Annotated in this window: 17 protein-coding genes; 7 read left to right on the top strand and 10 right to left on the bottom strand. The window is 55.6% G+C overall.

The annotated features are described in order from the left end of the window. Nucleotides 1–5: 5 nt before the first annotated feature. The 10 genes from glyQ to CFU_RS18760 all read right to left on the bottom strand — a co-directional run bounded on the left by glyQ (nt 6) and on the right by CFU_RS18760 (nt 9,198). Complete coding sequence (gene glyQ / locus CFU_RS18805; protein WP_014007592.1) at nt 6–986, bottom strand: glycine--tRNA ligase subunit alpha; 981 nt, start codon at nt 984–986, stop codon at nt 6–8. Between the two features lie 116 nt (nt 987–1,102). After that, complete coding sequence (lnt, locus tag CFU_RS18800) at nt 1,103–2,650, bottom strand: apolipoprotein N-acyltransferase (protein ID WP_041742404.1); 1,548 nt, start codon at nt 2,648–2,650, stop codon at nt 1,103–1,105. A gap of 67 nt (nt 2,651–2,717) precedes the next feature. Further along, a complete protein-coding gene (locus tag CFU_RS18795; RefSeq protein ID WP_014007590.1) occupies nt 2,718–3,599 on the bottom strand; it encodes an HlyC/CorC family transporter in 882 nt (293 codons plus the stop codon). Nucleotides 3,600–3,775: 176 nt separating this feature from the next. Next, entirely contained in the window at nt 3,776–4,090 is a 315-nt protein-coding gene (locus tag CFU_RS18790; RefSeq protein WP_014007589.1) for a pentapeptide MXKDX repeat protein, read from the bottom strand. 68 nt (nt 4,091–4,158) lie between these two features. Continuing rightward, the gene (locus CFU_RS18785; protein ID WP_014007588.1) at nt 4,159–4,932 is read right to left on the bottom strand and encodes a molybdopterin-dependent oxidoreductase; all 774 of its coding nucleotides are present in this window, start codon (nt 4,930–4,932) and stop codon (nt 4,159–4,161) included. A 17-nt stretch (nt 4,933–4,949) separates the two neighbouring features. Beyond that, nucleotides 4,950–5,585, bottom strand: a complete 636-nt coding sequence (locus tag CFU_RS18780; RefSeq protein ID WP_050808652.1) for a cytochrome b/b6 domain-containing protein — start codon at nt 5,583–5,585, stop codon at nt 4,950–4,952. Between the two features lie 198 nt (nt 5,586–5,783). Next, nucleotides 5,784–6,251 (bottom strand): rRNA maturation RNase YbeY, encoded by a 468-nt coding sequence (gene ybeY, locus CFU_RS18775; RefSeq protein ID WP_014007586.1) that lies wholly within the window; start codon nt 6,249–6,251, stop codon nt 5,784–5,786. A 5-nt stretch (nt 6,252–6,256) separates the two neighbouring features. Continuing rightward, nucleotides 6,257–7,417, bottom strand: a complete 1,161-nt coding sequence (locus CFU_RS18770; protein ID WP_014007585.1) for a PhoH family protein — start codon at nt 7,415–7,417, stop codon at nt 6,257–6,259. A 51-nt stretch (nt 7,418–7,468) separates the two neighbouring features. After that, nucleotides 7,469–8,809 carry a tRNA (N6-isopentenyl adenosine(37)-C2)-methylthiotransferase MiaB gene (gene miaB / locus CFU_RS18765; protein ID WP_041743684.1) on the bottom strand — a complete coding sequence of 447 codons (1,341 nt, stop codon included), beginning with the start codon at nt 8,807–8,809 and terminating at the stop codon, nt 7,469–7,471. Between the two features lie 38 nt (nt 8,810–8,847). Beyond that, complete coding sequence (locus CFU_RS18760) at nt 8,848–9,198, bottom strand: hypothetical protein (RefSeq protein ID WP_050808651.1); 351 nt, start codon at nt 9,196–9,198, stop codon at nt 8,848–8,850. Nucleotides 9,199–9,593: 395 nt separating this feature from the next. Here CFU_RS18760 and CFU_RS23455 point away from each other — a divergent pair, with 395 nt between their 5' ends. From CFU_RS23455 to CFU_RS18725, 7 genes are all read left to right on the top strand, one after another. Next, entirely contained in the window at nt 9,594–10,187 is a 594-nt protein-coding gene (locus CFU_RS23455; RefSeq protein WP_148264886.1) for a GspH/FimT family pseudopilin, read from the top strand. 21 nt (nt 10,188–10,208) lie between these two features. Beyond that, a complete protein-coding gene (pilV, locus tag CFU_RS18750) occupies nt 10,209–10,754 on the top strand; it encodes a type IV pilus modification protein PilV (protein WP_014007582.1) in 546 nt (181 codons plus the stop codon). Then, a complete protein-coding gene (locus CFU_RS18745) occupies nt 10,751–11,647 on the top strand; it encodes a PilW family protein (protein ID WP_014007581.1) in 897 nt (298 codons plus the stop codon). Before pilV ends, CFU_RS18745 begins: the two co-directional genes overlap by 4 nt. Nucleotides 11,648–11,678: 31 nt before the next feature. Further along, complete coding sequence (locus tag CFU_RS18740) at nt 11,679–12,206, top strand: pilus assembly PilX family protein (RefSeq protein ID WP_190275174.1); 528 nt, start codon at nt 11,679–11,681, stop codon at nt 12,204–12,206. A gap of 16 nt (nt 12,207–12,222) precedes the next feature. Then, a complete protein-coding gene (locus tag CFU_RS18735; protein ID WP_014007579.1) occupies nt 12,223–15,732 on the top strand; it encodes a pilus assembly protein in 3,510 nt (1,169 codons plus the stop codon). Nucleotides 15,733–15,768: 36 nt separating this feature from the next. Continuing rightward, entirely contained in the window at nt 15,769–16,197 is a 429-nt protein-coding gene (locus tag CFU_RS18730; RefSeq protein ID WP_014007578.1) for a type IV pilin protein, read from the top strand. A gap of 166 nt (nt 16,198–16,363) precedes the next feature. Further along, nucleotides 16,364–17,566: an EpsG family protein gene (locus CFU_RS18725; RefSeq protein ID WP_014007577.1), complete on the top strand. Its 1,203-nt coding sequence runs from the start codon at nt 16,364–16,366 to the stop codon at nt 17,564–17,566. The last annotated feature ends 394 nt before the right edge of the window (nt 17,567–17,960 follow it).

The raw sequence follows: 17,960 nt of genomic DNA, 5'->3' as shown, positions 1-17,960 counted from the left end.
GTCCTTCATACTGCTTCTCCCGCACGCTGCGCTACAGCCGCCATGTATTCATCTCCAAATTCTTGCAACAACAGATCGCCGTTTTCCTTGGTGATCTCCCACATCGGGAAACCCAGTTTTGCCCGTGAATCGTAATATGCCTGCGCCACCGCGCGCGACAGGTTACGGATCCGGCCCATGTAGGCGGCGCGTTCGGTGACCGAGATCGCGCCGCGCGCATCCAGCAGGTTGAAAGTATGCGCGGCTTTCAGTACCATCTCGTAAGCTGGCAACGCCAGCGGCACCGCCAGCAGACGTTTGGCTTCGGCTTCGTAGTTGCCGAACAGCGGGAACAGGAATTCCGTGTTGGCGTGTTCGAAGTTATAAGTCGACTGTTCGACTTCGTTCTGGTGGAAGACGTCGCCGTAGCTGAGCTTCTTGGTCACGCCATTCTCGACCCATTCGGTCCACACCAGGTCGTAGACATTTTCCACGCCCTGCAAGTACATCGCCAGGCGCTCGATGCCATAGGTGATCTCACCCAGCACCGGTTTGCAATCGAGGCCGCCGACTTGCTGGAAGTAGGTGAACTGGGTCACTTCCATGCCGTTCAGCCAGACTTCCCAGCCCAGGCCCCAGGCGCCCAGGGTCGGGTTTTCCCAGTCGTCTTCGACGAAGCGCACGTCGTTGCGCTTGAGATCCAGGCCGAGCGCTGCCAGCGAGCCTAGGTACAGGTCGAGGATGTTTTCCGGCGCAGGCTTGAGTACTACCTGGTATTGATAGTAATGCTGCAAGCGGTTCGGATTCTCGCCATAACGGCCATCCTTGGGACGGCGCGATGGTTGCACATAGGCCGCGCGCCAGGGTTCGGGGCCGATGGCGCGCAGGAAGGTCGCGGTATGCGAGGTGCCGGCGCCGACTTCCATGTCGTAGGGCTGCAGCAGGGCGCAGCCCTGGGCGTCCCAGTAATCTTGTAATTTAAGAATGATTTGTTGAAATGTAAGCATCGTTTTGTTGCTTTTCCATACGGTAAGGTGCCGACGAATCGGGCGAAATCCAGGGATAACAAAGGGCGCAAGAAGATGAGCGCTAAAACCAGCGATTTTAGCGGGTTTTGACCGCTTTAGGGCTGCCGGCGCGCTTTGCGGCGGCTCCGCCACCAGCTGCCGGCCAGCATCGAGAGCGCCAGCGCCAGCATCAGGCGATTGCCCAGAAGGATGTACGGCGTTGTCCCGCTATACCCCTGCACGGGCACCGCCAGCGTGGCGCGGCTGTACGGGACCAGCTGGATGCTGACGACGCCGTGAGGATCGATCAGCGCGGTGGCGCCGGTATTGGTCGCGCGCAGCATCGGGCGGCCGGTTTCCAGGCTGCGCATTTGCGATATCTGCAAATGTTGCGGCAATGCAATCGTGTTCCCGAACCAGGCGATATTCGACAGGTTCAGCAGCAGGGTAGCGGTGGGCTTGCCGGACGCCTGGGTGGCGGCCAGCTGGCCGGCGATTTCCTCGCCGAACAAGTCTTCGTAGCAGATGTTGGGCAGCACCCACTGGTCTTTCACCGCGAACGGCGCCTGCACCGCCGGTCCGCGGGTGAAATCGCCGAGCGGGATGTTCATCATGTCGACAAACCAGCGGAACCCGAGCGGCACGAATTCACCGAACGGCACCAGATGCTGTTTGTCGTAGCGATAGGCAGGATCCGTGGCCTGGGGCGAGATGCCGATCACGCTGTTGGCGTAGCGCTCGGGGCCGTCGGTATAGGGAATGCCTAATGCGATGTGGCTGCCGCTCTGCCGCGCGAAGTCGGCCAGCGCAGGCACATAATCCGGCGGCAGCTGGGTTTGCAGGATCGGTATCGCTGTCTCGGGGGTGGCGATCAGGTCTGCCGGCGCGGAGCGGATCATGTCGATATACAGGCGCAGGGAATTGACGATCTGTGCGTTGTCGAATTTTTCTTCCTGCGGCACATTGCCTTGCAGCAGGCGCACGGAGATCGGCTTGCCGTGCGGCGCAGTCCAGTTGACCTGATGTAAACCAAGGCCCGCAGCCAGCACCAGCACAGGGACGAGCGCGATCGCCGGCTTTTTATATTGCGGCAGCAAGGCCAGGCCGCCGGCGACCAAGGCTGCAATGCCGCCTATGCCGTACACGCCGACCAGCGGCGCGTAACCGGCCAGCGGGCCGGCGGTGTGGGCATAACCAGAAATCAGCCAGGGAAAGCCGGTAAACAGCCAGCCGCGCAGCCATTCCGTCAGCGTCCACAGCGCCGGGAAAATCGCCAGCGCAAACAGCAGCGGCGAAGCCGACCAGCGGCGCCGCAGCCAGAGCGCGGCGGCGGTGCCCATGGCCGTGTACAGCCCCATGATCGCCGCCAGCAACGCTATCGCCAGCGCCGTCAGCCAGCCCGGCAAACCGCCAAAATCGTGCAGCGAAATATAAATCCAGTAGACGCCGTGCGCCACCCAGCCGAAGCTGTAGGCCCAGCCCATCAGGGCGCCATGCTTGATGGTGGGGACGCGGATGAGGCAGAACACGAACAGCGCCAGCGTCAGCAGCTGGATCGGCCACAGTCCGTATGGCGCGAAGGCGAACACGTTGATGGCGCCTGTGAGGGCGGCCAGCGGTAGCAGCAGGGGAAGTTTGGGAATCGAAGTCAGGCGGAAACTCATGGGCAATGTTGATCTTGCTCTTGGATGGAGTGGGTCGGCACAGCAAGCGGGCCGACCCACATTTTTTTCAGGATTCTTCCTGAGCCGATTCCGACAGTTTTTCGACCAGCAAGACATGCACTTGGCGCGCGTCGGCGCGCAGCACTTCAAAGCGCACATTGTCGATCGTGAACTCGTCGCCCTTGCGCGGCACGCGCCCCAGGTGGTTGGCGACCAGGCCGCCGATGGTGTCGACGTCTTCGTCGACCAGCGCCGTCTCCAGCGTTTCGTTGAACTGTTCGATCTCGGTCAGCGCCTTGACGCGCCAGCGGCCGCCGTGGTCGCCGTCGCGGATGGCCAGGATATTGTCTTCTTCTTCGTCGAAATCGTACTCGTCCTCGATATCGCCGACGATCTGTTCCAGCACGTCTTCAATCGTGATCAGGCCGGCGACGCCGCCGTATTCGTCGACCACGATAGCCATGTGGTTGCGGTTGGCGCGGAAATCGCGCAGCAAGACGTTGAGGCGTTTCGATTCGGGGATGAAGACGGCGGGGCGCAGCATGTCGCGCACGTCGAACGACTCTTCGGCGTAATAACGCAGCAGGTCTTTCGCCAGCAGGATGCCGATCACCTTGTCGCGCTCGCCGTCGACGGCAGGAAAGCGCGAGTGGGCGGTCGACAAGACTTCCGGCATCCAGTCTTCTATCGGTTTGGTGACGTCGATCATGTCCATTTGCGAACGCGGGATCATGATGTCGCGGGCGGAGAGGTCGGAGACCTGGAACACGCCTTCGATCATCGACAGCGCGTCGGCGTCGATCAGGTTGCGTTCGTGTGCGTCTTGCAGCACGTCGAGCAGTTCGGCGCGGTTTTCAGGTTCGGGAGAAATCAGTGCGGTCAGGCGTTCGAATAACGACCGGTGGGGTTTAGCGTCAAATGATTTGACGCTACTAGGGTGCTCTGGCATATGGCGTTAGCCTTGGTTTCACATTGTTTTGGAAGCAATAGCATACAACAAATATGTGACAGGACGACGAAACGCGTGTGCCCACAGGCCCAGATCGCAGTTCCGTACGGAAATTTTTTGCATAAAAAAGCGGACCATGCCCGAAAACATGGTCCGCAGGATGGCAATAAAGATAATTATTTGCTCATTCCGTCTTTAGCCATGCCGTCCTTGCCCATGGCGTCCTTACCCATTGCATCCTTGGACATCGCGTCTTTTTTGGTGTGGGCTTTCTTTTTCATTGCATCTTTGGCCATGCCCGGTTTGTCCATGGCGTCTTTGCTCATCGCATCTTTCGACATGGCGTCCTTGGACATCGCATCCTTGGACATCGCATCCTTGGACATGGCGTCTTTGGACATGGCATCCTTCGACATGGCATCTTGGGCATAGACGCCGCCGGCTGTCATCATCAGGCAGGTAACCAACAGGGTTGTGAGGCTTTTTTTCATGTGAATCTCCAGGTAAAAGTGGCAAAAGTGCCGTAAAAATCAGCGAATGTTGCCGGCTGCTCGCCAGCCTAAGCACCGCCGAACCAGTTGTACCCCTGGTCTTCCCAGTAACCGCCGGGGTACGTGTTTGTTACTTCAATTGAAGTGATGTGTTTCGGATTCTTGTAGCCGAGCTTGGTCGGCATCCGCAGTTTCATCGGGAAACCGTATTTCGGCGGCAGGATCTGGCCGTCGTAAGTCAGGGTCAGCTGGGTCTGCGGATGCAATGCGGTCGGCATGTCGATGCTGGTGTGGTAATCGTCGCCGCATTGGAAGTCGATATATTTGGCGCTCAGGTCGGCGCCGATCTGCTTCAGAAAATAAGAGAACGGAACACCGCCCCAGCGGCCGATGGCGCTCCAGCCTTCGACGCAGATATGGCGCGTGATCTGTTCGTTCTGCGGCAGCTTGTGCAGCTGCTGCAATGTCCAGGAGCGTTTGTCGCTCACCAGGCCGCTGACTTCGAGCCGATAGTCGGCGCCGTCGATTTCCGGTACTTCCTCGATGGCGTAAAACGCATTGAAGGGAAAGGGCCGGGTCATTTCAGCCTGGGTATAAGTCGGCGCCAGGCGCTTCGGATCGAACAGCCATCCCTGCACGCCGTCGTTCATGCGCGAGATGCGTTCCAGCATGCGGTTGACGGACGGCTCGTCGGTGATGTTGCAGCCGGTCAGCAGCGACAGGCCGCCCAGGGTCAGCGCGCGTTTTGCGAACAGGCGGCGCGAGGGCAACGCCAGTTCGCGTTGGGCGTCTTTCAATATCGATTCGGTGTCGAGCGCCGGGTTAATGTTTTTCTTGAACATGATTGTCTCAATTCACCTTAACGGCCGCGCAGCATGGCCAGCAGCGTGCGTGGCACCAGCGCCACCATGATGATGTGCACTACGATAAATGCGACCAGGAAAGCCATCGCGCAGAAATGCACGACGCGGGCGTTGTCGAAGCCGCCCATCAGTTCGCGCAACACCGGGAACTGCACCGACTTCCAGATCGCCAGGCCCGACACCACCAGCAGGATCAAGTCCAGGATGGCCGACACGTACGCCAGTTTCTGGACTGCGTTGTAGTGGTCGAGCGCGTCGTGCTGCAGTTTGCCGCGCAGCGCTTTGACGAAGTCTTGCACCACTTCAGTCGGGCGCAGCGGCAGGAATTTCTTCCACAGGCGGCCGCTGCCGGTATTCAGCAGCAGGTAAACCAGGCCGTTGAAGAACAGCAGCCACATCGCCGCAAAATGCCATTGCAAGGCGCCGCCCAGCCAGCCGCCCAGCGTCCATTCGCTGGGAATACGGAACGGGAAGATCGGCGAGGCGTTATAAATGCGCCAGCCGCTCAGGATCATGATGATCACGGCCAGCGCGTTGAGCCAGTGGGTGACGCGCAGCCAGATCGGGTGAACGACAGGCGGCTTGATTTGGTTCACGATAGCCTCCGGCAACTGAGCAATGTTGGTTTTCATGTGGCTTAGTCGCGGGCCAGCTCGGTTCATTACATGAATTCATCATAATCTTATTAATAAAAAAGATAAGCGAAGATGTGTAATGTCTTGGTGGCAATATTTATTCCCGCAAGCCATTGATTCTTAACTGAAAATAAGAATTCGGCTGCAGAAATGATAAACGCCGCAGAAGCGGCGTTTTATCGTGGAGCGGGGAAATTATCGGTCGGCGTAGGGATTAGGCCAGCCCAGGCTGTTCAATATCTCGATTTCCAGGTTTTCCATTTCCGCCGCTTCTTCATCGTCTTCGTGGTCATAACCTTGCGCATGCAGGACGCCGTGCACCACCAGATGGGCGGCATGTTCCACCAGCGTCTTGCCTTGTTCTTCTGCTTCGCGCTGCAAGACGTCGGTGCACAGGATGATGTCGGCCTGGGTAATGCCGTTGTCGTTTTCCTCCTGGTCTTCCGAGTAAGCGAAGGTCAGCACATTGGTGGCGTAATCCTTGCCGCGATAGTCGCGATTGAGGGCACGCCCTTCCTCGGCGTCGACAAAACGGATTGTCAGTTCGGCCGGCGCCAGCAGCGCGGCTTGCACCCAGCGCCGCAGCTGCGGGCGCGGCACGCTTTCTTGCAGGCGCGGATCAGGGTACTGCACCGACAGGGAGAGTTTATTTTTTTTTGGCATTGCGCTTACTTACGATTCCGGGCTGTTTTGGTAATCCCGGTCTGCACCGGTTTGGCGGGTTTGACGGCTTGCGGCGTGGCGGCTTCGATGACGCCATGGGTGGACGCCACCGGCGCTGCCTGCGCCGCCGATTCATAGGCGTCGACAATGCGCGCCACCAAGGGATGGCGCACGACGTCGCTGCTGTTGAAACGGGTAAAAGCGATGCCGCGCACGTCTTTCAGGATGTTCATGGCATCGATCAGGCCGCTCTTCTGGCCCCGCTGCAAGTCGATCTGGGTGACGTCGCCGGTGACCACGGCCTTGCTGCCGAAGCCGATCCGGGTCAGGAACATCTTCATCTGTTCCGGCGTAGTGTTTTGCGCCTCGTCCAGGATGATGAAAGCATGGTTCAGCGTGCGGCCGCGCATGTAAGCCAGCGGCGCGATCTCGATCGCCTGCTTCTCGAACATCTTCTGGGTGCGGTCGAAACCCAGCAAGTCGTATAGCGCGTCGTACAGGGGACGCAGGTAGGGGTCGACTTTCTGCGCCAGGTCCCCAGGCAGGAAACCCAGCCGCTCGCCGGCCTCGACCGCCGGCCGCGTCAGCACGATGCGCTTGACCGCATCGCGTTCCAGCGCGTCTACCGCGCAGGCAACCGCCAGGTAGGTCTTGCCGGTGCCGGCCGGGCCGATGCCCAGCGTGACGTCATGTTCCAGGATCGAACGGATGTACTGGCTTTGGTGCGGCGTGCGGCCGCGCAGGTCGCTGCGGCGGGTTTTCAGCACAGGACTTTCGATATCCGTCTCGCTCAGCTCTGCATCCGCCAGGTCGGCATTGGCGTCGGCGCCAGCTTCGCTGGCGGCCTTGCCGTTGCCCTTGGCGGCTTTCGTGGCTTTCGGCTTCATGCCCAGTTTGGCGCGTTGCTCGACCAGCGCCAGCTGGATTTCATCCACCGAGATCACTTTGTTGGCGATGGCGTAAAACTGGTCGAGGATTTCCACCGCGCGTTCCGCATTGCCGCCGGCGGCGACGAACTTGTCGCCGCGCCGGAAAATCGACACATCCAGCGCCGCGGAAATCTGCCGCAGGTTTTCATCCAGCGGTCCGCACAGGTGCGCCAGCCGCGTATTGTCCAGCGGCTGCGGGATGAAGTAATGCGGCTGGGTAGGGGTTTTAGTTTTCAAACTGGGCTGTGTTTATCTTGTTTGATTGGTCGGTGAGCGCAATGCCGCAAACTATTCTGCCGCGACGATTTCGCCGCGCAAGGTATAGGTCAATGTTTCTGTAATCGTGACATCGATCAGCTCGCCGATCAGGCGCGCGCCATTCGGGCCGGCGTTGAAATTGACCACCCGGTTGTTCTCGGTGCGGCCCTGCAGCTCGGCCGGATTCTTCTTGGACGGGCCTTCCACCAGGATGCGCTGCACAGAGCCGACCATCGCTGCGCTGATCTTGGCCATGTTTGCTTCAACCGTCGCCTGCAAGTGCTGCAGCCGCTTCAGCTTGACTTCATGCGGCGTGTCGTCCTCCAGGTTGGCGGCCGGCGTGCCGGGACGCGGGCTGAAAATGAAACTGAAGCTGTTGTCGTAGCCGATGTCGGTGATCAGCTTCATCAGCGCCTCGAAATCGGCATCGGTCTCGCCCGGGAAGCCGACGATGAAGTCGCTGGAAATCGTGATGTTGGGACGCACCTGGCGCAGGCGGCGGATCACCGACTTGTATTCCAGCACGGTATAGCCCCGCTTCATCGCTGACAAGATGCGGTCCGAGCCGTGCTGCGCCGGCAGGTACAAATGGTCAACCAGCTTCGGCACCTTGGCGTAGGTGTCGATCAGGCGCTGGGTGAATTCCTTGGGATGGCTGGTAACGAAGCGGATCCGTTCGATGCCGGGAATCTCGGCGATGTACTCGATCAGCAGCGCGAAATCGGCAATCTCGCCATCCGCCATGGCGCCGCGGAAGGCGTTGACGTTTTGCCCCAGCAAAGTGATTTCCTTGACGCCTTGCTCGGCCAGCCCCGCCACTTCGGTCAGCACGTCTTCAAACCGGCGCGAGACTTCCTCGCCGCGGGTGTAGGGCACCACGCAGTAGCTGCAATATTTGCTGCAGCCTTCCATGATCGACACGAATGCGGTCGCCCCCTCGACCTTGGCCGGCGGCATGTGGTCGAATTTCTCGATTTCAGGAAAGCTGATATCTACTTGCGAATGGCCGGTGGCGCGCCGCTGGCTGATCATCTCCGGCAGGCGGTGCAAAGTTTGCGGGCCGAACACCATGTCGACATACGGCGCGCGCTTGACGATCGCCGCGCCTTCCTGCGAAGCCACGCAGCCGCCGACGCCGATCAGCAGGTCGGGATTGTTGCGTTTCAGTTCGCGCAGGCGGCCGAGGTCGGAAAACACTTTCTCCTGCGCCTTCTCGCGCACCGAACAGGTATTCAGCAGGATCACATCGGCATCCTCCGGGCGATCGGTCTTGATCAAGCCGTCGGAGGCGTTCAGGACGTCGGCCATCTTGTCCGAGTCGTACTCGTTCATCTGGCACCCGAAGGTCTTGATAAATACTTTCTTTTGCATCGGTTTTTCCATGACTGCCTGTTAACTACCTTTTTTAACTAGCGCTTCATGCCGTTGCGCTGCGCTTCTATCTTCTGGCCGGCTTCATCCGCGGTCAGGATCCAGACGCGGTCGATGTCGCCTTGTATGTTCAGGGTGTAGTTCACCTGGTAAGTATCTGTGCCCAAAGAGCTGGGGATCTGGGTCAGCTGCTGCGTGTTCCAGATGCGCGAACCGGGCGACAGCCGCAGCGTATTGCCATTGACGGTGACGATCGGGTAAGCGGTGATGGTCAATTTTCCGCGCAAGGCCGAGGCCGGGAAATCACGATCCACCGCCATCGCGGAAAAGGCCAGCGTCGCCAGCAGGAACATCATGAGCAGGCGGACTGGCCGCATTGTTGCCGACATAGCAAACTCCATTCAATGAAAACCACGCCGCATCTGCGCGTGGTGTTGAAAACAATATTTTAGGGACAGCTCAAAGTGGCCAGCATTGCCGGACGCGCATGCGCGATCCGCTTGTTGCGTCGATGCCGGGCCGCGTTCCGGGGGACAGTCGGCCCGTTTGCGGGAAGCGCGGATTATAGCATTTGGCGAGTGGATTGATGAGTCAGGGAAGGCTCTGGCGCTCGGCAGCCGGCCGGGAATGCAAGGGAATATGTATGTAATTGTGTTTTTGGTAATTATTGATGATGAGTGGTATTTTGGCGGCGACGGACGGGGCTCCAAATGGTTTCTTTGTGGAAATGCAAAACCTATAATTCGGCATCGGTTGCAATTGACGTTTTCGGGGGGAGTGTAGCGTGCAAAGAAATGCTGAGACTGCCTTATCTTTTGAAAAAAATAGCAAGTACACCATGCCTGATATCAGCAAAGGTTTTACCTTATTCGAATTGATCACCACTATCGCTGTGGTTGCCATCCTGGCTGCGGTGGGAATGCCTGCGATGGGTAATTTCATCAGCCAGAATCGTTTATCCGGCAACGTAAATGAATTCATTGCCGCCACCATGCTGACTCGCTCCGAAGCGATTCAACGCGCTGGCGCAGTAACTATTTGCCGCAGTGTTGGAGCAGAAACCGGATCAAATGTCTGCGACACCAGCGGCAGCGATTGGAAAGATGGCTGGCTGGTGTATGTCGGCACAGCGTCGGATACCCCCACCACTGCAGCAGGGTCAGCCCATCTGATTCTGGCGCGTCAAGGGGCTTTTACCAGCGGCACCAGCCTTGTACCTGCGACAACAGCGACTTCGATCACCTATAACGCCATGGGCGCGCCAATAGCGGCGCCGCCTGCTTCCTTTGCATTTTCATTCAACACCAAATTTTCACGACTGGTCTGTTTTGATCCAAGCGGGCGAACCAGGGCTATCAAGCCTGGCGATGCATGTTAAGACGGAAGAGAGATAGGGAACATGGCTTTTCTCAACAAAAAAATATCGCATAGGTCTGGCCGGCAACGCGGGGTCGGCATGATCGAAGTATTAATTGCGATCACGATCTCGGCATTTGCGCTGCTCGGCCTTGCTGGCTTGCAGGTAGCGGCATTGCGCTATCAAAAGGTAGCGAATTTCCGTTCTTTGGCCAGCCAGTACAGCGCCGATATCGGCGACCGGATACGCGCTAATGCTGCAGGCGCCAATGCTGGCGGGTACACGACCGACAAAACATATCCGGACAATTCGAACGCGGCGGCTTGTGCGGTGAGCGGGGCCTGCACACCGGCAGAGATCGCCGTCCAGGATATCTACAACTGGCGCCTGGCCATGAGCAATGCAATGGCGGGTGGCTGGGGCACGGTGTCCGGCGACAGCACCAATGGTTTTGTCGTGACGGTTTATTTCAGCGAACCAGATAAAACAGCCACGGACTCAGGGTGTGACAGTTCAGTGTTCCCCAGCGGGTTCAGCGCTAACGATAAAGCTGCAATGCGCTGCTTTTTGACTGTGGTGACGCCATGATGATGATTTCTCAAATGAATACAGGCAATCTGCGTCGCAGCATGCGGGGTTTTACACTGGTCGAATTGCTGGTGTCGGTGACGATAGGGCTGATCCTTATGTTATTTCTCAGCAGCCTGTATTTCAATAGCAAATCCAGCTCGCGCCTGAATGATGACAACGCGCGCATCCAGGAAGACGGCCGCTTCGCCCTGAATCTGATTGGCCGCAGCTTGATGCAGGCCGGCTACGGCAACATGCTCACGGGCAATACGACGGATTTTCCGCCAGTGAGCGCCCCCACATTGACCGGCTTGATCGGTTGCGACAACGGTTTTGCAATGCCGATTGCAGCGGTACCAGCCTGCGCTAGCGCGGCCGGCACCGATTCGGCGTTTGCTGTCAGCTACACCAGTGAGCCATACGACGCGACCAATAGTCCGATCAGCGGAGCGGGAATCGATTGCAGCGGCGTGAAGGCCATCGGCGCAACGGCCACACAGGGTGGCCTCATTACCAATAGCTTTTACCGCGACGCCGCCACCTCGATCTTGTATTGCATGGGAAATCCTGGCGGCACCCCCCAGAAGATATTAAGTAATGTCGACCAGATGAAAGTTACTTATGGAGTTGATACCGCCAGCAAGTATGTACCCACGCAAACGGGGGTGAATGCGAGCACTGCTGGCGCGGTGGCCTTTAATGACAATAACAGGGCTGGATGGGGCACGGTGATAACGGCCACCGTATGCCTGGATATTCACAGTTCCAACAATGTGATATCGACAAGCGCGGGCCAAACGTACACCAATTGCAGCGGCCAGTCGGTTACTGCATCGGATCATCTGCTGCATACCACCATGACGCAGGTATTTACCTTGCGTAACAACGCTACTCCCAGCCTGATCAACTAACCGGCACCGGACCAACTGACCAAACATGTTTATGGAAAAGACAAAACTCCAGCAATCAGGTATTGCACTGCCGATGGTGCTGATTTTCCTGGTCGTCATGATGCTGATTGGCACAGTCGCTATCCGCAATGTGACACTGGATGAAAAGATGGCGGCAAATACACGCAACCAGCAGGCGGCTTTCCAGGCGGCCGAGAGGGCATTGCGGTATTGCGAAGCCGGAGCGCAAAACAATTCTATCGGCGGCAAAGCCTTGAGCAGCATGCTGACGACTTCGACCACCAGTCCAAGCGTATGGGACAACAGTGCAACCTGGGGAACATCGGCGCCGGCGACAACCGCCAAGCTGCCCGCAGTTACCCTGCCTAACGGCGTTTCCTGGACTGGCGGGACTCCTCCGCAGCCGCAATGCATCATCGAAGATGTCACAGCCACGATAGGGCTGGGACCGACGCAGCCCAAGCGCGACTTGACCGACAAGGTATACCGGATAACCGGGCGCGGCACGGATGTCACAAATAATGCAGTGGTGTTACTGCAAAGTTATCTAAAATTCTGAGTGTAGGGAGTACGTCATGTTACGAATGAGTGTATCGCGGCATATGCCGCTTGGCCGGCTGCTGAAGCTGGCCGCGCATTGCGCATGCCTGGGAATGGCCGCGATCTCGGGAGTAGCGCTCGCCGAAATCGCCCAAGCGCCGTTATTCCTGCCGGTGCCGCCGCCGCCAAACATCATGTACATGCTGGACAACTCCGGCAGTATGGCGTGGGGAAGCGTTACCGGTGAAGATGCCACTTATGAGTATACGGCACCTTATCCAAATAGTACTGACGGCCTTAAAGACAAAATCGCCTACTACTCCAGCAGCTGGAATCAGATTTACTATAATCCAGCGATTCTGTACACCCCAGGGGTATCGAAGGTTGATGGCGTCAGTTCCATGTCTCCTGCCAACACCAAGACGACCATTATTGATCCTTATCTGAATAGCACAAACACTTTGAGCGATCTGGGGGCGAAGTGTTACTACGGAGGATCACCTACCACGCTCCCACTTTACGATGCAAAGTCCTTCGCCGCAAATACTACGAACTGCCCGAACAGCCAGAGCTCAAGTAAACCGACCCTTGGCGCGCGCTATGCCTTTTATTACAACTGGATAGGAACGGAAAAAGGGACCCAAACGGGAACCAAACTATCGACAGTAGCTGGAAGCGGGATACCAGATGGCTCTGATTCTCAAAATTCCCTCACGAACTATCAACGTGTGGATATTGTTTCTGGCGCCACATATCCACGCGGTGCAGATCGCAAGGATTGCGTTGCAAGCACAACCAGTTGCAGCTATGCCGAAGAACTTCAAAACTTTGCCAACTGGTTTTCTTACTATCGGACGCGGATTCTGATGACAAAAACTTCGCTGGGATTGGCGTTCGCCGGCATTAATAATCGCTTCCGTGTCGGCTTTGCGACGATTAACGCCAACTCCAGCAATTTTCTGGCGCTGAACAGTTTCGATACTACTCAGAAAAATAAGTGGTACAGCAAACTGTACGCCATCGCACCCTCCGGTGGGACACCGCTCATTGATGCCCTGAATCAGGTAGGACAATATTACACAGGTAACGGCATGAACGGCGCGCCAAGTGGGACGCCGGATCCGATTCAATTGAAATGCCAGGCCAATTTCACAATTCTTTCCACCGATGGTTATTGGAACGGGACTGTTCCCACGTCAATAGGCGATCAGGATGGCAAGGTGCCTGCGTTGCCTGCACCGGTCGTTAAGGACCCGGTTTCTGGCGGCGCGTTGACGACAAATAGCCAGTTCCCAAGGCCTTTTTATCAAGGACCGACAGCCTATTCGAATACGCTGGCAGATACAGCGATGAAATATTGGGTTACCGACGTGGGCATCAGGTCCGGGATTACCAGTACGGCAGGAAAAATCAAGGCGACGGCGACCGACCCTGCAACCTGGCAGCACATGACGACCCATACCATTGGTCTTGGCGCTAACGGCCAGCTAACGTATCGATCGGATTATAAGACGGCAACCAGCGGCGCTTATTTTGACATCAAGAACGGAGCCGCCAACTGGCCAAAACCTGTGGCGGACAGCAAAACGGCAATTGATGATTTATGGCACGCTGCAGTCAACGGCCATGGCAGCTATTTCAGCGCAAAGAGCCCTCAGGCTCTGCGGGCCGGCCTTAACAGCATTTTGGCAGAGATAGGCCGCAGCACCGGTTCCGGCGGCGGCCAGGCGAATAACCAGGGTGGTGTTGCTCAAAGTACGACGTATGCTTACACCGCGAGTTTTGATGCGGGCGTCTGGATCGGGCATTTGACGGCCAATGCTATTACATCTGATGGATCTACTGGGGCATTTCAGTGGGATGCGGCGACATTGCTGCCTACGGATCATACGAAACGGAACATCGTTACCTGGAACCCTACGTCGAAAGCCGGCGTTGATTTTTCCTGGGGTAATTTGACATCTGGCACCAACAGCCAGCAAACCGCATTGGGATCAAGCGACGTCGTGGATTACCTGAGAGGTAATTCGGCCTTGGAGCAGGCGTCTGACGGTACCGGCACCGGGACCTTCCGTTATCGCCAGTATAAACTTGGAGATATCGTCAACTCGGCTCCTTTGTACGTCCAAACCAGCGACTCGGGATATTCGGTGTTGCCGGCGGCAAATGGAGGTAGCACTTATGCAACTTTCGTCAATAGCACCAAGGCTACGCGTAGCGCAATGTTGTATGTGGGCGCCAACGATGGCATGTTGCACGCGTTTTCCCCAAGCGACGGCACTGAAAAATTCGCTTTCGTACCGAACAGTGTTTACCCGAATCTGAAAACCTTGAGCGATCCTAATTACGGCCATCACTATTTTGTTGATGGACCGTTGGCCGAAGGGGACGCTTATATCGGCAGCACCTGGAAGAATATTTTGCTGGGAACTACTGGAGCCGGTGCGAACAGCGTTTTTGCTATAGATGTCACGGCGCCGGGCTCTTTGAGCAAGAGCAGTGTTATGTGGGAATACAATAACTCCGGTACCGACGCCGATATGGGCAATGTGCTAGGTGCTCCGGCTATGGTGCTGCTGGCCAATGGGCAATGGGCAGCCATTTTTGGCAATGGCTACAACAGTGCCAATGGTCATGCGGTGTTATATGTGGTGAATGTCCAGACAGGCGCTCTGATTCAAAAAATTGACACCGGGGTAGGCAGCTCCACAGCGCCGAACGGCTTATCGGCTCCAGCCTTGTTGTTCAATGCCAGCCGTCAGCTGGTTGGCGCGTATGCGGGGGATTTGCAAGGAAATCTCTGGAAGTTTGATTTAAGCAATGCTACCGATACTACGAAATGGACCGCCAGTTCATTGTTTGTTGCGAAGAATGCGAATTCTGTCATCCAGCCGATTGTACAAAAACCGATATTGGCAGTCCATCCGATGGGTGGCTATATGGTGATGATCGGTACCGGGAAATTCTATGAGACGACAGATCTAGCCTCTACCGCAATTCAGAGCGTGTATGGCATCTGGGATAAACCTGGAGCAGCAGCCGTAACTGGCCGTGGCCAACTGCAGGCGCAAGTTTTGACGAGCGTTTCGATCGGGGGAACCGCAGTAGGCCGGACCCTGAGTAAAAATCCCATTGCATGGGCATCGCAACGTGGCTGGTACATCGATTACCTTGACGCGGGCGAGCGCACCGTCGGCGATCTGCAGCTTCAGAAAAATATTCTTATGCTGACGACTTCGTTTACTCCCAATATTACAGATCCTTGTGCTGGTGGCGGGGTGTCATTCAGCATGGGCGTGAATTTCTTGACAGGAGCTTATGCACCGCAGTACCAGATAACCCAGCCTGGGACGACAACCGATACCAACTGGAGTGCGGCTGCGATTCCGGGTACGACAGGTAGTGGGGTATGGCCGCCGAATCCGCCTCCGTCGCCACAGTGCATACGAACGGTCGGTGTTGATGGGGTGGCCAGTTGTCTTGACGTGAAGCTGTCTGGTGTAGCCGTGCGCCGCTGGCGACAATTATCGATCAAGCCAAATTAAGAAATACAGATACAGGTTTGAATCAAGGGGATATCGATGAAATTCAGAAATGCAAACAAGCAGCGTGGTTTTACGTTAATCGAACTGATGATCGTGGTAGTAGTGATCTCTATTCTTGCCGCCGTTGCCGTCCCTAGTTATCGGTCCTACGTGCAGCGTGGCGATCGAGCTGGAGCGATGGCGGCATTGCTGCAGTATGCCAACTGGATGCAGCAGCAGTACACCGTTAACAATAGTTATCAGCCCGGAGGCGCGGCCCTTACCTTGCCAGCAATGCCAGCAAGCGCCAACCCCAAATATGCTTTTACTATCAGTGCGTCGACTGCTAGCACTTTTACACTGCAGGCAGCACCAGTAAAGAACGATAAATGCGGGACTTTTCTTTTGGATAATACTGGCACGAGGACGACAAAGAACGGGGCTGCACCCGCCGCAAGCACTGCGGATTGCTGGGCTGGACGATGATGCCTGACGGATTTAGTGTGTGATAAAACAAAAATGGCCTGTCTTAGACAGGCCATTTTTGTAACGGGCAGGGTATAGCTATCGTCGACTACGGAGGCAAGAGTTCGTCAGTTATAATTTTTACTTAAAAGCAATATTATTTTGACTGATAAAGAATGGTGGAAATTTGATCTTTTACTTATCCCTAGCGCTTGTTTTTTGGCTTTTTGTCCTTGTTGCCGAATATCGTAAAGATCTGTATCCATTGCTGGCCGGTATTGTCATCCTCGCTTTTGTGGCGCTTGCGGGTTTGCGCTGGGAGACCGGATATGATTGGATCGCTTATGAGCAAGCGGTGACTGCGGCGCCCACGCTTTTGCGATTATCCTTTTTCCATCTGCCAGATGCGCTTAAACCAATGGAGCCTTTATTCGTCATCTTGCTTTCAACAATAAAGACCTTTGGTGGCACGATCCAGACGCTTTACTTTATCGTCGCTCTTTTCAATGGCATCACATTCTATGTTTTTGTCAGGTACTGCCGGGCGAACATTATTTTTTCATTTGCCATTTATTTTTGCTGGGTATATCTGCTGGTTCAGATGGGGATTGTCAGGCAGTCGATCGCACTGTCATTCATCATGCTTGCCCTTATCAGGTTCGACAAATCAAGATATTTTTCTACATTAGTACTGTTCTTGATTGGGATGTGTTTTCAGTATTCCAGCGTAATGCTAGCCCCGATATTTCTCACTTTTGGCTATAAGAAAATCATTGAATTCAAAATTCCAATTTTGTTGGGTCTGGCAGCCTTTTTCTTTTCCGGATTCGGTTTGTTCGATGTTTTGGGAATAATAGCTGAGCATATTCATTTCAGCTTTATCGCAAAAAAAATTCAGGACTATCAGAGCATCGGACCTGCTCCCAAAAGTTTGGGTGCAACAGCATATTTTCTGGTTAATATTTTTACTTTTTTTTATTTTTCAAAAATTGTCGATGTCAATTCTCGCCTAGAAAAATCACTGATGCTGTCGCTTCTTTTGATGATCATTGTAGAAGCAGTTTTCTGGCAATTTCCCCTGCTTTGGAATCGAACCCAATATTTTGTAGTGGTAGCTCAAGGAATCTTGTTATACAAGGCATGGGAAACCGTAGGGCCATTACATAAAACCATTCAAATAGCGCTTGTTTTCACATTGAGCATCGCTGCACTGATAAAACCACTGCTGAATGAGTCAGCTCGCCCATATCTGCCATATCAGTCAAGTATGCGTTTTATCTATACGACTGATTCAGGCGACGGACGTAAAAGATTGGAAGACTACAACATCATGATTGATAAAAAGGTCTGCCCTAAATCGAGATGTCATCCCGCTATTCGATATCAATGAGTGCGCCAAATCTGGCTTGCCTCCCTCAAATCACGTCCTTTATCCTGCGCCCCGCCAGTAGCAGCATCTTGTCGTTCCAGATCCCGTGGCTGGCCAGCCTGACTTCGTACAGGTACGGTAATGGTTTGAGCGGATTTGGATAATCGATAAAAACCGGCATGGTGCATAACTGTCGTTGTTTTCAGACGTCAGATTGCCCCTATTCTAGTTTCTCGGCACCCACGTGTTGGATCAGAGGGGCGCAAATGAATCGTCCATCGGTACCTCATGTCGTCATCGCCACCAGGCAATTGTGTGACATGGATTTAACAATGTTTTGCACAATTTCTGCGCGTTGTAAATACCTGAATCCGCAATGACGCCGCCGCTCTTCAGCAATAGAACAATCAATTTC

Source organism: Collimonas fungivorans Ter331, assembly GCF_000221045.1.
Taxonomy (GTDB): Bacteria; Pseudomonadota; Gammaproteobacteria; order Burkholderiales; family Burkholderiaceae_D; genus Collimonas; species Collimonas fungivorans_A.
This window is presented reverse-complemented; position numbering and strand designations above follow the sequence as displayed.

Coding starts and splice junctions, on each gene's coding strand:
- ybeY (WP_014007586.1), bottom strand. CDS start 6,251: ATGCCAAAAAAAAATAAACTCTCCCTGTCGGTGCAGTACCCTGATCCG.
- CFU_RS18790 (WP_014007589.1), bottom strand. CDS start 4,090: ATGAAAAAAAGCCTCACAACCCTGTTGGTTACCTGCCTGATGATGACA.
- CFU_RS18785 (WP_014007588.1), bottom strand. CDS start 4,932: ATGTTCAAGAAAAACATTAACCCGGCGCTCGACACCGAATCGATATTG.
- CFU_RS18735 (WP_014007579.1), top strand. CDS start 12,223: ATGTTACGAATGAGTGTATCGCGGCATATGCCGCTTGGCCGGCTGCTG.
- miaB (WP_041743684.1), bottom strand. CDS start 8,809: ATGCAAAAGAAAGTATTTATCAAGACCTTCGGGTGCCAGATGAACGAG.
- CFU_RS18730 (WP_014007578.1), top strand. CDS start 15,769: ATGAAATTCAGAAATGCAAACAAGCAGCGTGGTTTTACGTTAATCGAA.
- glyQ (WP_014007592.1), bottom strand. CDS start 986: ATGCTTACATTTCAACAAATCATTCTTAAATTACAAGATTACTGGGAC.
- CFU_RS18780 (WP_050808652.1), bottom strand. CDS start 5,585: ATGAAAACCAACATTGCTCAGTTGCCGGAGGCTATCGTGAACCAAATC.
- CFU_RS18740 (WP_190275174.1), top strand. CDS start 11,679: ATGGAAAAGACAAAACTCCAGCAATCAGGTATTGCACTGCCGATGGTG.
- pilV (WP_014007582.1), top strand. CDS start 10,209: ATGGCTTTTCTCAACAAAAAAATATCGCATAGGTCTGGCCGGCAACGC.
- CFU_RS18745 (WP_014007581.1), top strand. CDS start 10,751: ATGATGATGATTTCTCAAATGAATACAGGCAATCTGCGTCGCAGCATG.
- lnt (WP_041742404.1), bottom strand. CDS start 2,650: ATGAGTTTCCGCCTGACTTCGATTCCCAAACTTCCCCTGCTGCTACCG.
- CFU_RS18760 (WP_050808651.1), bottom strand. CDS start 9,198: ATGTCGGCAACAATGCGGCCAGTCCGCCTGCTCATGATGTTCCTGCTG.
- CFU_RS18795 (WP_014007590.1), bottom strand. CDS start 3,599: ATGCCAGAGCACCCTAGTAGCGTCAAATCATTTGACGCTAAACCCCAC.